The sequence below is a fragment of the Lentilactobacillus senioris DSM 24302 = JCM 17472 genome, assembly GCF_001436555.1.
Taxonomy (GTDB): Bacteria; Bacillota; Bacilli; order Lactobacillales; family Lactobacillaceae; genus Lentilactobacillus; species Lentilactobacillus senioris.
Window position 1 is genome coordinate 163025 of record NZ_AYZR01000008.1, and the last position, 13590, is coordinate 176614.

Here is a 13590-nt window from a genome sequence, read left to right on the forward strand (position 1 = left end):
TTTGATGTTATTTATTTACTTTTTTCTCAACGATGGCATCGGTTAAAGTTTCGGAAAAATTGAGCTTTAAATCTTTGCCTAACTTATCAGCCCATTTGGGAATAGTTAGAGTTTTCTTGACGGGTTTTTGACTGTCGAGATATTCGTTTAGGTTAACAGTAACCATGGATTTGAACGATCTAGCAGGATCGTACTCTAAATCAAAGTCATCGTCATCTTTAAATGGGTCGTTATCTGATAGAGATAGCTTATTAATATCCGATGGTTTAGGCAAATCTTTACCATCTTCTATTAATGAAGATACCACGAGACCTAACCAATCAGATGCCATATACATAGCGTCTGAAACGTCTTCTCCTTGAGTTGCAGAGTTTTCAAAGTCTGGAAAGTGAACAAAGTATCCCGGAGTTTCTGATTCATCATAATAAAATAAAGCAGGGTAAGTTACTAACATAATTAATCCTCCTTAGATATGCCAAAGAAGCTGACTATAGTAGTCCAGCTTCTTTTTTAATGCCTCGCTCGGTGTATTTATTTAATTCACCGTGAGGCACTGTAATGGGTCGGAAGCCGGGTTTATCCATTTTAATATGGGAACCTTTGCCACCGTCGGTTTTAGTCCAACCGTGACTTTTAAGCAACTTCACCATGGCTTTTTGTGTCATTGGCATGTGCACTATACCTCCTGACAAGATATATTGTCGCACGTGTTACACGTATTGTCAATTAAAACACTTAAAAAAGAAAGGAAATTTATATGCGAAAACTAAAGTTACATAGTTTACACGATGACGGCCATGCGCTGCTTTACCAGTTACTAGATGTCTGCACAGAAAAGGCTATGGCAAGTGTAGAACTGGATATTGATTACAGTAAAAAGCACGCTCCGTTATTTATCCAAGGCAAGCGTGTTAGAAGTGGCGACATTGCTCTTTATAACGAGGACAAGTTGGTGATTCATCATGTCAAGCATGACTAAAGTGGATGGCTACTACGCCAGCTGGGAAGAAGTTAGAGAAGATCGTAAGCTACAACGTGAGTTAGATGAGAAGAGGAAGCTAGCTAAATCAAGTAAGAAAAAGAATAAAAATAAAAGGGGCGAGGTGAAGTTCAATGGGATTCGTTAATAAATTGGCGTGGTTCATATTACTAGCATTGATTTTATGTAAGGCATTAGGGTGGACCACTATCACGTGGTTGCCAATAATTATTTATGGTGGCATTTTACTAGTGCTAAATATTTTTGTTGTGGCTTTCGTTGTTTTAGTTGCAGCCGCTATGTCTTATGAAAAGAAACATAAAAATGAATAATATGTAGCCACGGTGTTTACTATTTGATACTCTTGAATTAATAATTATTTAGGAGTGTTCAAAGTGGATTTTTTTAAAAAATATTGGAAAATAGGATTATTGTTTTCGTTTATCGGTTTTGTAATAATACCATTTTTAGTTTTATTAGGAGAACATTTTTTAAATTTTGGATGGTTTTCAGAAGCAGATAATGGAGCTTGGCTTGGATTTTGGGGTGGATATTTAGGTGCTATCCTTTCTATAGGAGGGGTTTACTGGTCACTTAAAGTACAAATAGAAAATAATAATGAATTGTTTCGAAAACAGTTAAATGAAGATCGTAGAAGAATAAGAGAGAATGATAGGCCTGATTTTTTAATTCAATTTGATGTTTTTGATGTTAACAGTGTCGAAGATTTTCATAATGTAATTATAAATAACCATTCAAGACAGACTGATAACTTTTTAAAAACAAATAAAAAACTAGGAAAACATGAAAAACTGTTTCTATCATCTCTCAAAATAGAAAATACATCAGATAAAGACGCAACTAATATTTCTGTTGAATTGATTAATAATTCTGATGGAATCCATCCCTTTATAGAACGAGTTCAGATACCTATTATCAGAGCTCATAATTATATTTACTATATTCCAAGATCTACTATAGAAACGTCTGGTCACAATCCAAATGTTATTAATATTTGGGTTTCAACTAAATATGAAAATCTTTATTATCAATATCACAATTTAGAGAGTACTAACTACTGGGAAGTTATATCTGACGAACCTATTAGTGATGTAGATTATCCAGAGGATACTTCCCTAAAAGATAGCCCCCGCAAATTCGAAGCAATAACAAACATTTATGAAAAAGTTACTATATATGAATAATAATTAACAAAAATTAGGAGATATGTTATGAAATATGAAATTAATTCAATGGCTGATTGGTCTGCTATTACGCCTGCTATGCAAACAGATTTATATGATAATTATGGCATTAATTTTAGCACTACTTATAGATTAATAAACACAGAAAATGATAACGAACCCGGAGGACAGCTAACTTTAAAAACATTCTCTGGTCAAGAAATATTTGACGCCCCAATTACAATTTCAGATGATGAAAAAGGAATTGTGATTTCTGATCGTCATAGAGATTTCTTTATTCATACGAAATAAGTTTTAAGACAGCTTAACGGCTGCCTTTTTTGTTATCACAATTAGGAGGTGAGGCATCATGGCAAAAGGAAAATATCAAGAGTGGTTAACGCCAGAAGGATTAATCAAAATTGAAGGTTGGGCTCGTGATGGCCTCACTGATGAACAAATATCGCAAAATATGGGCGTTAATAGGACGACTTTGTATGACTGGGAAAGAAAATATCCCGACATTTCCGACGCCTTAAAAAAGGGTAAAACGGTTGTTGATTATCAAGTTGAGAATGCACTTTTAAGGCGAGCATTAGGTTATACAACTATCGAAGTTACTAAGGCTATATCGGAAGAGTCAGGAAGACTTGAGGTATTTAAAGAAGTAGAAAAAGAAGTGCCACCAGATACCACGGCCCAAATATTCTGGTTGAAGAACAGGAAACCTGAAAAATGGCGTGATAAGCAAGATATTGATGTGTCAGGTGGCTTAAACATGCCTAACTTAAAAGAGTTAAGTACCGAAGAATTGAGGCGATTAGCTAATGAGCCTAACGAAGAGTGAACGTGCGGCGCTGGCTAAGCAGTCACGGTTAGAATTAGCTAGACGCAGTTACGCTGATTATTTCCAAATGTCCCAAGATTATCAAATGAAGTTATTTCCACATACAAAATTATTGTGCGACGCTCTGCAGCCTATTGCTGACGGTGAGCGTCGTTTTTTAATTGTTGAAATGCCCCCACAACATGGCAAGTCGACTACTATCACGGAAACTTTTCCTAGTTATTATTTGATGAAGCATCCCGAAAAAGAAGTTATGGTAGCCAGTTATTCTGATGATTTAGCACAACGCTTTGGTAGTCGCAACTTAGCTAAGTTTAATGAATTTGGCAGGGATATGTATGGATTAACCAGCTCTCCTACTAAGCATACGAGTAATGAATGGCAAATTGCTAACCACCGTGGGGCTATGCATTCAACTACTATTTTAGGTTCAGCTACTGGTAAGCATTCTGATTTATTAATCATTGATGATCCGATTAAAGGGATGCAGGACGCTAACTCAACCACAATTCGTAATAAGATTTGGGATGAGTGGCAGGCTAGTTTCTATAGTCGTTTATCAGCCACTGGGTCAGTTATAGTAATTATGACTCGCTGGAACGTTGATGACTTAGCTGGTCGACTACTTAAAGAGATGGCGTTACCGTGGGAAGAAGTCAAGCTGCCAGCGATTGCCGAAGAAAACGATATGTTAGGCCGTGAAGTTGGCGAACCATTATGCCCGTTCCCACCCATGAATAAGGGCAAAGACTGGGCAGAACAAACCATGCGAGTATCTGGTTCTAAAACATGGGCAGCGTTGTACCAGCAAAGACCAGTGTTAGATGGTGGTAACATCTTTAAAGCTAATCAAGTGCATTACTATCTACCCGACGGGGCAACAGCCACTAGATTGGGGTTAGATCATGATGAGTCAGTAGCTATTTTGCCTAAGCTAGACAAAACATGGAGTAGTTGGGATCTTACCTTTACGATGTCAGATACCAGTGATTATGTGGCTGGTCAAACATGGGGTAAGCAAGGGGCCAACTTCTACTTGCTTGATCGAGTACATGATCGTATGGCGTTTAATGATCAGTTAAAAGCGATTATGAGTATGCATCAACGGCAACCACAAGCCAAAGCCATTTACATTGAAGATAAGGCGAATGGCTCGGCGATCATTAACACAATTCGAAATGTAGTATCAGGAATCATTCCAGTAGTTCCGGAGGGCGATAAAGTTACCCGGGCTAATGTAGTGGTTCCTTTTTTTGAGGCTGGAAATATCTATTTGCCACATCCTAAATGGCAACCTTGGGTCCGTGAAATGTTAGACGAATGGACTGGATTTCCTAATATGGAACACGACGATGAGGTAGATTCGATGACTCAAGCATTAAGCCGTGAAGTTGCAGCACAGCCAGCACAAGTAGCCGTCAGTAATGATCGGCTTTTTTATTAGAAAGGAGGTAGCCTAAATGACACAATTAAGTTCTATTTCTCGATATTTAAAGGATCGTGATGGTCCTAGTCGATTTATTAGTGGTGGTATAACTGGCGAAAGCAATCGTTGGTTATCTGAGCATGTTTATCTAGATGATAATGACGTACCACGTTGTTCGCCGGATTTTGATATTGAGCAAAATCTTGATGAAGTTAGTGTAATGCTAAGCACTTATGACACTATGCTTCGCAACCAGTATCATTTAAAGATGCGTTACTACAAGGGTGACCATGAAGCGATAAGAGATAGGACTCAATTTAATACCATTGATCCAGATAAGAACCGAGTGGTAGTTAACGTAGCCCGTAACTTAGTTAATACATTTAGTGGATTCTTTATCGGCATCCCGCCTAAAATCACCTATGCACCAAACAGTGATAAAAACGTTTCAGAAAGCAAAGTTAGTGAAATTAACGAGCTGATTGCCCAATCGTTATCTGAGAGTGATTCTGACGATGTTTTCTATGAACTGGCTAAGAAGGCTGATATTTATGGACGTAGTTACCTAGTAGCTTATATTGCTAACGATGATGGAAAGACGTTGAAGTTTACGCACAAGGCGCCCGAAAATGCCTTTGTTGTTTATAGCAATAATGAAGATAGCAGACCGTTGTTTGGGTTTACCTTTGAAAAGGTTGATGGTCGTCAATTTGGGATGCTTCACACGCCGAATAAGATTTATAAATTTAGTGATGAAGATTTAGCAGCTTCTGGTGGATTTGAAGCTAGTGTCAAATGGAATGATAACGTCATTGACAACGCCGTGGGAATGGAATTCATTACGGAGTTACCTGAGAATGACGAACGCTTAGGGATGTTTGATGACTTAGTATCGCTAATCGATGCCCAGGATAAAGTAATGTCCGAAAAGATTGATGATAACGATAATTTCTCAAATGCTATCTTGCTAACTATGGGTGTGGCCGACTTTTCGCCATTACAAAAGCAAGAGGTTAAACGCTGGCGAGTTATGCAGGTGCAAAATACAGATCCAAAGATCAATCCGGAAGTTAAGTATTTGCAGAAACCAGACGGTGATGGACTACAAGAAAACACTTTGAAGCATTTGTCCGATAAAATTTACGACGGAGCTCAAGTTGTTAACCTTGCCGATCCTAATATTAGTACTGCTGCTTCAGGTTTTGCTTTAACCCAGAAGATGCAACCTATGCTCATGGCTGCATCTACCAAAGGCGAAAAAATGCGCAAGACTATTAAGCGATTACTACGGATTATCTTAAAGCACAATGATATGGGTAACGATCAAGAAATTGCCGATATTATTCGTGATATAAAAGTCGAATTTACGCCTAACATCCCACACTCAGAAGTTGATGAGTCTACTATTGTCAGAAATCTTAACGGTATTGTTTCTAAGCGAACATTGATTAGTTACTTAAGCCGAGTTCAGAACATCGATGATGAACTTAAGGCAGAGGAAGAAGAAGCTGAAAAACATATGACAATGTTTGATGAACCAGATTCCGAGGAAGAACCTTCAAGTAATGATCAAGATGAGCCACCAAAAGGCGGTGATGCTTAGTGAAACCGAGTAAATCATTAGCTAAGAAGCGTGAAAGAGAAATCAAAGCTGATGACTCTAGCGACGCTGATACACTAGCTAACTTATTGACTAGTGCCAGTGCTGATATTAGGCAATACGTGAGTTATTTTGTTGATAATTACAACGAAGACGGAACGTTAGCAATCAACGCCATGCGAACTGCCCCAAATACTACTGACTTAACTACTTGGAAGAAATTCATTAAAAGATACAAGCAGTTATTGTATGGGAACAGTGAAGCACAGTATCGAATTAAATCAGCTCAAAAAATGGCTGGATTTGACCGTGAGACGTTACTTAATTCAATTATTAAGGTAATTACATCTAAAGTGGCTATCGACGCTGAGACGTTCATTAAGCAAGCAATTCAGTCCGAGGCTGGTAAAGAGGTCACATTTCAGGGGAACGTAATTAAAATTAATGGGATTCCCGATGGCGACTTAGACCAGCAGATTAATGATATTGTTGAAAACTTTATCAACCGAGAAACTCAAGACTTAACGTTATCTAATCGTATATGGCTAAAGGCTGATGCGTTAGCAGCTAAGATTAATCAAGCCATTCATAAGGCGTTAGTGGCTGGTATTGATGTTGATTCGATAGATGATCAGCTATTTTATGAAACAAGTCGGTTAAATGAAGATTCAGTCAAGTCAGTTAGTGATTCGACAATTAAATATTATGTGCACGCTTTATTACTAAACGAAAAGGCATTGATAGTTGCGGCTATCGGTGCCTTTTTAGCTACCCATTGGAAACTGAAACGTGCTGACTGGTACACCGTTGAGGATTCTCACGTTTGCCAGGCATGCAAGTCACTTCAAGGGGCAAACCCATATGCAGCTAGTGATATTCCTAGTAAGCCACATATTGGGTGTCGCTGCTTTGTTATTTATTACTAAAAGGAGGCCAAACAATGGCAGAAGATCCAACTATTACTGAACCAGAAGTAACAGATCCACAACCACCAGCGGGTGGAAACCCAGAACCAAAGAACGTAGATCAAAAGGAATTACGCGAAAAATTAGCTCAACTAGATAACTTAGGTGAAAAAATGGACAAGTTGTTTGAACAATTTAACAAACCGGATGGAACTCAGCCTGAACCTGATGAGCCTAGCGAACTAGAAGTTGTTAAACAGCAACTTGCTAAGCAACAACGCAAAGAATCATTAGGTTTGGCTAGATCCATTGCCAAGGAATCCGATCTGGAAATTGACGGTCTTGAAAGCTTCTTTGTGGGAGACAACGACGATGCGACTAAAGCCAATGTTAAGTCCTTTGTGGACTATATGCAGGCGCATGATGAAGCGTTGAAGAAGTCGCTAACTAAAAGCACTGATACGGGCTTTAATACCACGAGAAGCGACAAGATTGGTAATCCACAAGATTTCTTAGGCAGCATGCTGGATGAACAATTTGGATCACAAAAATAGAGGAGGAAATATCTATGTATCAAGGAAGTTACGAAACTCAACCAGAAATTTTAATGAATTTCGCTCAAGCCTTAACCTTGCCAGCAACAATGAATGATGAAGCGGCAACGGCAAATGAAGAGGGACGCAAAGTTATCAAAGCGGGTACTCCATTAGGGGCAGATAAAGACTTTCGTCGTAACGCAGGAGTTATTTTGACCCCTGTCACCGACGCTACCAAGGTTCAAGCGATCGCTATGCATAATGTTGATATTACTGACGGCCCCAAGGCGGCAACTGTTATTAAACGTGGGGACATTGCTTATGACAACATGGCTGAAGATGTCCAAGCGCTCTTCACTGACGAAATTCAAAAAGCTCTTACCCACATTATTTTAGTTTAGGAGGATTTTTTTAATGGCTAATATTGACGAACTAACCAACTTGAAAGCAATGTCCGTTTATTACGAACGAAAGTTGCTAACTTTACCACCATATTTAAGTGAATCTTATTTCCCTGCAACTAAGATTGCTACTGATATGCTCTCTTACCTTACTCAAAAACAAGGTGCTCCAGTTATGGCTAAAGCATCAACTTATGATGCCCAAGCAATTCCTATGAATCGTGAAAAATTCAATAAAGAATATTTCCAAACTAATTTCTTCCGTTCTGCTTCGGCATTGAATGAAACTGATTTAGAAGAAATCAACCGTGCGCTATTCAATGGTGATGATACCTTGGTTAAATCATTAATCTTAGGTCTATTTGATGATAAAACTAAGATGCTACTTGGCATGCGGACTCGTCGTGAATGGATGGCAATGCAAGCCTTAATGACTGGCAAAATCAACCTAAGTTCTAACGGTGTTAATACTCTAATTGAATATGCTACTGATGAAGATTTAAATGCCGATGTAGATGTAGCCTGGTCTGATACTGCTAACGCTAATCCGATCGAAGATATGCGAAAAGCAATTACAGCTATGAAACATAAAGGTATTACTCCCAACCAGGTGTTAATGAATGATGATACTTTCCGGATGCTGCTAAATAACGAACGGATCAAGACCACACTTTGGCCAGCTAATTTTGATACTTCTAAAATGATGATGACCGAAGACCAAGCGGTTGACTTTATTGTTCGCAATCTACACGTTATCCCAGTAGTATACGATCAAGGCTTTGTTGACGAAGAAGCAACTGGTACTGACAAGTTCACGCCGTTCTTAACTCCAGGCAAGGTTGTTCTTATGAACGCGCCAATTCCGCAACAATTTGCTAAAACTGGCTCATCTTCTACCGGTTTAGTTCAATCAGCTTCAGTAATTGGACATATGGCATTTGCTCCTACTCCAGAAGAATTAGGCTTACGTAATGGTAAGATCGCTTCTAACACTGTTCAATTCTTTGATACCGGTGTTGCTTATCATGAATACTTCAATGATTCATTAGTTCAAACTGAAGATTTAGTTTCCATGAACTGCTTGCCATCATTTGAAGGATCACAAAGTGTATTCCGATTAACGATCACTAAACCGGAAGAACCAGAAACTCCATCTACTGAAACTGAAGGACAAAAAGCTTCAGTAGAAAAGAAGACCGCTACTAAATCTACCAAGAAGTAGTTAGGGGGTAATCCAATGCAACTCAATGTTTATAAAAAGGGCGAGTCTACACCCTCATTTAATGGTGATGATACTGGTGTTGCAATTACAGGGTTAGCTGCCGGAACTGTTGTAGCAACTGGTGACTATGAAGTAACTCACACCGGTGATAATCTATCTGAGTCTTCACGTGTTGCTGTTGAAGGATTTACAGTTTTAGCTGCTGATTTGGGGGCGTAGATAGTGGACGAACAAAACGTTATCGATCGAATAACCCGTAACCCACAATTTAAGTCTGTTGATCCAGCAGACATCATCGATGCCGTAGCGGATGCAAAGAATATCGTCAGCAAATATGAATGGCCGGGAACTTCAATTAATCGAGCGTTGTACCTATACGCTTGTAATTTACTCTTCAAGGATCTTATTCAGCCAAAGAATAAATTCAAAACAGTAAAAATTGAGGATGCAAGCTATTCCAAATCTGACGATGCGGATAAAAATCATTACTGGGATGATTTTTTAGATTTATTAAACGAATTTGGTTACACCAACACCGTAACCGGATTTTGTTAGAGAGGTGATATGAATGGCTAAGAAAAATGTTAAAACTGAAGAACTAAAGATTGCGGGACAAACTAAAGTGAATGGACGCACTGCAGACTTTGCCACCTATAAAGTGTTGGAAGGCGAAACTCTTTACAGTATTTGGATTAAGTTTCGTGACAAAAGTACTGTTGGAGCTATCAAAACAGCTAACAGCTTGCAAGGCAACGATTTAACTGGTGTGAAGACATTAAAGATTCCGTTGGTAATTTAAAATGAGTTCTGGAGCAGATAAAGTTATTCAAAAACTGCAGCTGCAAAAGAGACGGTTAAAGCAACTAAATACCAATCAGGCTAATGTAGGGGCGTTTAAAAACGTTCCTGAACATTCTCCTGAAGAATTGCAAAAAATTGTGAGATGGAACGAGTTTGGTACGGATAAAATACCAGCCCGTTCTTTTTTACGTGGTGCAAGCGCTCGTAATCGTAAGCATAGTTGGAAATATACTGCCGGAATAGCCGTTAAAGGCGTTTTAAAAGGACGTTTAACAGGCAATCAAGCTTATAAGCTACTAGGCGACCAAATGGCTGATGATGTTAGACATCAAATCGATATTATCGGGCCACCTAATGCCCCAGCGACTGTCAAAATGAAAGGGCGAAATCAACCGTTGGTAGATACCGGCGGGTTATATCGTTCGATTGATGAGAAGGTGACACACCGTGATCATTGATGATTTTTTTGAAGCGTTAGAAGAGTTTTATGTACCAGTTACCGTTCACCCAAAACTCAATGTTTTAAGAGGAGGTAAAACTAATGCATTAAATGAATTGGTCCCGATTAGTAAAAATGATGTTGTAAATGATTCAGATAAAGTGAGCTTATCTGAACCAGTGGTACCAGAATCATCTAATTCAGTGACTACTTTAGCTATGGTTCAGAGCCTAGGTGGCGGTGGTAATACGTTGCCTCGCCGGTATAGCTGGTACTCACAACATGAATTTCCTATTGGTACCATCGTCGAATATGACAATCACATTATGCAAATTGATACTGTTACCGACTACAACCACGTAGCCGGTATTTTTGTATACAAATTGAAAGGGGATGATTTGCTTGAGTCGACCGTTTGATCAGCAACCAACTGATTATGATTCAGTAATTGGATCTTTAATTTCGGAAATTGAAAAAATTACTGATTGCCCAGTAATTCCAAACGAGCAAATCGCGGAAACTAAAGAACTCCCATTCATTAGTTACTACCCGTTGATGTATGACGATCCGGTTTATTCAGATCCGATCATTAACAGTGGGCAATTTGAAGCAACTATTTCCATAGACGTGTTTTGCAAGACCCTATCAGAAGCAATGAAAAAGGCCGGCGCATTGCACGTCTTTTTACGTGACCCGTATGTAAGACAGGAAGTGCGGAACGATGGAATTGTCATTGCTAGTGTTGAATCTCCACAAGGTAGGGCTATTAATAGCCTGCCATTCAACTCCGTACACCATCACGGGTTTGACGTAACTATTCGTTATGCTCGTCACTTTCAAAGCCCCATTGACCAAATATCAAATGTTGATATTACAACGAATTTTAAGGAGGAATAATTTTAATGGCAAATGCATTATTCAGTACCGTAAATCGAATTTCACCGGTTCATATTTCAAACCAATATGTTACCGAAACAATTGCTCCATTTATGGGAATGTTAGTTAAGGGAACTACCCAAGGTATCAAGGTATACAGCGATTTAGATGCTGTTGCTGAAGATTTTGAACTCTACTCGCCATTTTGGAAAAAGGCACGGGCATATTTTGCTGCCAATGGTGATGCTTCCAATCTTTTAGCTTTGACTTTTGCTCCAGGCACTTTAGAAGCAGCGCCTACCCCAAGCAATGTTACTGCAACTCCAACCAAGGACGGCGCACTTATTAAAGCAGCTGAGGCTACTAGCGATGGTTCAGAATTATCAGCTGATGCGATTGGTGCAGTGACAGCACTTAAGAAATATTATTTCGCAGGTCCTCAATTTTGGATTTTGGCAGAATTTGATGATGAAGTCTCTCATGCTATTTCTAATTTTGTTGAACTACAAAATACTGGCGTTTATGTTGCCTATTCTACTGACGCAACTAAGTTACAAACTTATGCTGACAACAAAAAGACTCAGCTCTTAACCTTGCCAGAAGTAGATGATTCAACAGTTGAAATGCAAGATCAATACAATAATGTGTTTGATGCTGCTTATGTAGGTGCTATGTATGGTCGTAAGCCTCATTCAGCTACTAAGTATGCTTTAGGCGACTTGCCATACACACAACCGCAAGATCGATATGAATTTACTCCAGACGATCAGGCTGAACTGGATAAGTATAATATCGTCACCTATGCATATGTACTTGATTTGCCACTACTAACGAGTTCAAGAACAGCTGCTGAAAACATGCATATTGACATCATTTTAGGATGGGATTGGATCCAAAACTCAATTAATGCACGCGTTGCAAATTTATTTGTTCAGAATGCAAAGCAGGGAATTCCTTACTCAGAAGTGGGATTTAACTCAATCGCCAACGCTATTAAAGGCGTATTTATTGATGCTGCTGACTTGGATATTATCGCACCAGCAGTAGATGCCAATGGCTTAGAAACTGGGAAACCAGACTATCAAGTAGATTTTGTTCAGCCTGGTCAATTACCTAAGTCATATGAGACTAAGCGTGAAATGCGCGGAGTAAATACTAAGTACCACCCAATGGGCATGGTAGAAGACGTTTATATCGAAAATACGATTGTGATGTAAGGAGGATAACTTAATGGCTGAAAATTTAGCAAACCAAGCACTTGAAGATGATGAACCATTATTTGACGCCGCTGATGTAGCGGTGTTTTTAGATGGAAAACTAGTTAAGTATTTTAACGGCAATGATATGGTTTCTGTTTCTTGGACTACTGATAACGTTACTTTGGATATTGATGCTCAAGGTGCTGGTACTGCGGTACGAAACCACGATGGCCGAGGAACTATTACGATGCATTTAAACCGAGCATCAGATACTTGGCAAGACATTATGGGGTATGGCGTATCCACTGGTTACCACAAGATTGATATTTCAACCCCATATGAACATGTTTACGCTGGTAAGGCTTTGCTTACTAAGAATCCTGATATCAACGTTGGTGGTACTGCTCAAACCGTTGATTGTGCATTCTCATGTGTAAATATCGCTCTTGAAGGTAACAAAAACAAATAAAAAGTGAGGTAACCGTACTATGGAAAATGAAAATTTAGATGATGTATTAGTTCAAGAACAATCAGCAAACGAAGGAGTTCCTACAGGATCAGTAGATAACCAAGCAACTCCACTAGAAGATTATTCAGGCCAAAAACAAGAAGTGACCAAGGCTGAAGAAACTCATCCAGAAGTGTTGGACTATATGCCATCGATCAAACGGCAAGAAGTTTTAGCCGTTGATGATAATTTTAACTTTGTTTACGTTTTGAAAAACGGTAAGAAACTTAAAACGTCAGTTGCTAAGCCTGATTTGGCGATCAGTACCGAACTATCTGACACTACAATTCGCTTTAATCAAACCAATGATGGTAATCAAGAAATGATGGTTAATAACTTTGGTGTTTATAAATTAATTATGGAAAAACTCATTCGAGTAATTCTTGTTAATGAAGCACCACTTCACACCGTAACTTTTAAGAGTTTGTCAGAAATTGGGATGACCAAAGGCGAACTAGATGATTATATGGGCATCATCGCCACGTTTTACCTCGAGGAGTAATATTTTTTTCAATAAACGTCAAATTGAAAAACTATTCGATAAGAATCCCGGTCTAGCGATGGAATGGTCCGCTTATATTAACGGATCTGTAAACGTTACTCGTGAAGAGATCCGTAATATGAACGGCAACGAACTAAGCATCTTACAGTATGCAACCCAAGAGAG

The 13590-nt window shown here is 38.8% G+C and carries 22 protein-coding genes; 20 read left to right on the forward strand and 2 right to left on the reverse strand.

The window, feature by feature from the left end:
• Window positions 1-7: 7 nt before the first annotated feature.
• Window positions 8-454 carry a type II toxin-antitoxin system HicB family antitoxin gene (locus FC56_RS04095; RefSeq protein ID WP_056978145.1) on the reverse strand — a complete coding sequence of 149 codons (447 nt, stop codon included), beginning with the start codon at window positions 452-454 and terminating at the stop codon, window positions 8-10.
• Between the two features lie 34 nt (window positions 455-488).
• Window positions 489-671 (reverse strand): type II toxin-antitoxin system HicA family toxin, encoded by a 183-nt coding sequence (locus tag FC56_RS04100; RefSeq protein WP_054669187.1) that lies wholly within the window; start codon window positions 669-671, stop codon window positions 489-491.
• Between the two features lie 86 nt (window positions 672-757).
• On the opposite strand from FC56_RS04100, the gene FC56_RS04105 reads away from it, so the two are divergent.
• The 20 genes from FC56_RS04105 to FC56_RS04200 all read left to right on the forward strand — a co-directional run bounded on the left by FC56_RS04105 (window position 758) and on the right by FC56_RS04200 (window position 13425).
• Complete coding sequence (locus tag FC56_RS04105) at window positions 758-979, forward strand: hypothetical protein (protein ID WP_054669185.1); 222 nt, start codon at window positions 758-760, stop codon at window positions 977-979.
• 134 nt (window positions 980-1113) lie between these two features.
• Window positions 1114-1311, forward strand: coding sequence for a hypothetical protein (locus FC56_RS04110; RefSeq protein WP_054669183.1), 198 nt, complete (start codon window positions 1114-1116; stop codon window positions 1309-1311).
• Window positions 1312-1374: 63 nt separating this feature from the next.
• The gene (locus FC56_RS04115; protein WP_056978146.1) at window positions 1375-2184 is read left to right on the forward strand and encodes a hypothetical protein; all 810 of its coding nucleotides are present in this window, start codon (window positions 1375-1377) and stop codon (window positions 2182-2184) included.
• A 27-nt stretch (window positions 2185-2211) separates the two neighbouring features.
• Window positions 2212-2475 (forward strand): hypothetical protein, encoded by a 264-nt coding sequence (locus tag FC56_RS04120; RefSeq protein ID WP_056978147.1) that lies wholly within the window; start codon window positions 2212-2214, stop codon window positions 2473-2475.
• A 58-nt stretch (window positions 2476-2533) separates the two neighbouring features.
• A complete protein-coding gene (locus tag FC56_RS04125; RefSeq protein ID WP_054669177.1) occupies window positions 2534-3010 on the forward strand; it encodes a helix-turn-helix domain-containing protein in 477 nt (158 codons plus the stop codon).
• Entirely contained in the window at window positions 2991-4454 is a 1464-nt protein-coding gene (gene terL / locus FC56_RS04130) for a phage terminase large subunit (protein WP_056978148.1), read from the forward strand. Before FC56_RS04125 ends, terL begins: the two co-directional genes overlap by 20 nt.
• Before the next feature lie 16 nt (window positions 4455-4470).
• On the forward strand, window positions 4471-6039 hold the full coding sequence (locus FC56_RS04135) for a phage portal protein (RefSeq protein WP_054669175.1): 1569 nt from the start codon (window positions 4471-4473) through the stop codon (window positions 6037-6039).
• Window positions 6039-6962, forward strand: coding sequence for a hypothetical protein (locus FC56_RS04140; protein ID WP_056978149.1), 924 nt, complete (start codon window positions 6039-6041; stop codon window positions 6960-6962). Before FC56_RS04135 ends, FC56_RS04140 begins: the two co-directional genes overlap by 1 nt.
• A gap of 14 nt (window positions 6963-6976) precedes the next feature.
• A complete protein-coding gene (locus FC56_RS04145; RefSeq protein ID WP_054669172.1) occupies window positions 6977-7495 on the forward strand; it encodes a capsid assembly scaffolding protein Gp46 family protein in 519 nt (172 codons plus the stop codon).
• Between the two features lie 14 nt (window positions 7496-7509).
• Window positions 7510-7878 (forward strand): hypothetical protein, encoded by a 369-nt coding sequence (locus FC56_RS04150; protein WP_056978150.1) that lies wholly within the window; start codon window positions 7510-7512, stop codon window positions 7876-7878.
• A 13-nt stretch (window positions 7879-7891) separates the two neighbouring features.
• Window positions 7892-9100 (forward strand): major capsid protein, encoded by a 1209-nt coding sequence (locus FC56_RS04155; protein WP_054669166.1) that lies wholly within the window; start codon window positions 7892-7894, stop codon window positions 9098-9100.
• Between the two features lie 15 nt (window positions 9101-9115).
• Window positions 9116-9319 carry a hypothetical protein gene (locus FC56_RS04160; RefSeq protein WP_056978151.1) on the forward strand — a complete coding sequence of 68 codons (204 nt, stop codon included), beginning with the start codon at window positions 9116-9118 and terminating at the stop codon, window positions 9317-9319.
• A 3-nt stretch (window positions 9320-9322) separates the two neighbouring features.
• Window positions 9323-9655 (forward strand): hypothetical protein, encoded by a 333-nt coding sequence (locus FC56_RS04165; RefSeq protein ID WP_054669162.1) that lies wholly within the window; start codon window positions 9323-9325, stop codon window positions 9653-9655.
• A gap of 13 nt (window positions 9656-9668) precedes the next feature.
• The gene (locus tag FC56_RS04170; RefSeq protein WP_054669160.1) at window positions 9669-9899 is read left to right on the forward strand and encodes a LysM peptidoglycan-binding domain-containing protein; all 231 of its coding nucleotides are present in this window, start codon (window positions 9669-9671) and stop codon (window positions 9897-9899) included.
• Window position 9900: 1 nt separating this feature from the next.
• A complete protein-coding gene (locus FC56_RS04175) occupies window positions 9901-10359 on the forward strand; it encodes a hypothetical protein (protein WP_056978152.1) in 459 nt (152 codons plus the stop codon).
• Window positions 10349-10759, forward strand: coding sequence for a hypothetical protein (locus tag FC56_RS04180; RefSeq protein WP_056978153.1), 411 nt, complete (start codon window positions 10349-10351; stop codon window positions 10757-10759). The genes FC56_RS04175 and FC56_RS04180 overlap by 11 nt, the downstream gene beginning before the upstream one ends.
• On the forward strand, window positions 10743-11237 hold the full coding sequence (locus FC56_RS04185) for a phage neck terminator protein (RefSeq protein WP_054669153.1): 495 nt from the start codon (window positions 10743-10745) through the stop codon (window positions 11235-11237). Before FC56_RS04180 ends, FC56_RS04185 begins: the two co-directional genes overlap by 17 nt.
• Window positions 11238-11242: 5 nt before the next feature.
• On the forward strand, window positions 11243-12433 hold the full coding sequence (locus tag FC56_RS04190) for a DUF3383 family protein (protein WP_056978154.1): 1191 nt from the start codon (window positions 11243-11245) through the stop codon (window positions 12431-12433).
• Between the two features lie 13 nt (window positions 12434-12446).
• On the forward strand, window positions 12447-12884 hold the full coding sequence (locus tag FC56_RS04195) for a hypothetical protein (RefSeq protein ID WP_056978155.1): 438 nt from the start codon (window positions 12447-12449) through the stop codon (window positions 12882-12884).
• Between the two features lie 19 nt (window positions 12885-12903).
• Entirely contained in the window at window positions 12904-13425 is a 522-nt protein-coding gene (locus FC56_RS04200) for a hypothetical protein (RefSeq protein ID WP_054669146.1), read from the forward strand.
• Window positions 13426-13590: the final 165 nt, after the last annotated feature.

Coding starts and splice junctions, on each gene's coding strand:
- FC56_RS04095 (WP_056978145.1), bottom strand. CDS start 454: ATGTTAGTAACTTACCCTGCTTTATTTTATTATGATGAATCAGAAACT.
- FC56_RS04100 (WP_054669187.1), bottom strand. CDS start 671: ATGCCAATGACACAAAAAGCCATGGTGAAGTTGCTTAAAAGTCACGGT.
- FC56_RS04105 (WP_054669185.1), top strand. CDS start 758: ATGCGAAAACTAAAGTTACATAGTTTACACGATGACGGCCATGCGCTG.
- FC56_RS04110 (WP_054669183.1), top strand. CDS start 1,114: ATGGGATTCGTTAATAAATTGGCGTGGTTCATATTACTAGCATTGATT.
- FC56_RS04120 (WP_056978147.1), top strand. CDS start 2,212: ATGAAATATGAAATTAATTCAATGGCTGATTGGTCTGCTATTACGCCT.
- FC56_RS04125 (WP_054669177.1), top strand. CDS start 2,534: ATGGCAAAAGGAAAATATCAAGAGTGGTTAACGCCAGAAGGATTAATC.
- terL (WP_056978148.1), top strand. CDS start 2,991: ATGAGCCTAACGAAGAGTGAACGTGCGGCGCTGGCTAAGCAGTCACGG.
- FC56_RS04135 (WP_054669175.1), top strand. CDS start 4,471: ATGACACAATTAAGTTCTATTTCTCGATATTTAAAGGATCGTGATGGT.
- FC56_RS04145 (WP_054669172.1), top strand. CDS start 6,977: ATGGCAGAAGATCCAACTATTACTGAACCAGAAGTAACAGATCCACAA.
- FC56_RS04150 (WP_056978150.1), top strand. CDS start 7,510: ATGTATCAAGGAAGTTACGAAACTCAACCAGAAATTTTAATGAATTTC.
- FC56_RS04155 (WP_054669166.1), top strand. CDS start 7,892: ATGGCTAATATTGACGAACTAACCAACTTGAAAGCAATGTCCGTTTAT.
- FC56_RS04160 (WP_056978151.1), top strand. CDS start 9,116: ATGCAACTCAATGTTTATAAAAAGGGCGAGTCTACACCCTCATTTAAT.
- FC56_RS04170 (WP_054669160.1), top strand. CDS start 9,669: ATGGCTAAGAAAAATGTTAAAACTGAAGAACTAAAGATTGCGGGACAA.
- FC56_RS04175 (WP_056978152.1), top strand. CDS start 9,901: ATGAGTTCTGGAGCAGATAAAGTTATTCAAAAACTGCAGCTGCAAAAG.
- FC56_RS04190 (WP_056978154.1), top strand. CDS start 11,243: ATGGCAAATGCATTATTCAGTACCGTAAATCGAATTTCACCGGTTCAT.
- FC56_RS04195 (WP_056978155.1), top strand. CDS start 12,447: ATGGCTGAAAATTTAGCAAACCAAGCACTTGAAGATGATGAACCATTA.
- FC56_RS04200 (WP_054669146.1), top strand. CDS start 12,904: ATGGAAAATGAAAATTTAGATGATGTATTAGTTCAAGAACAATCAGCA.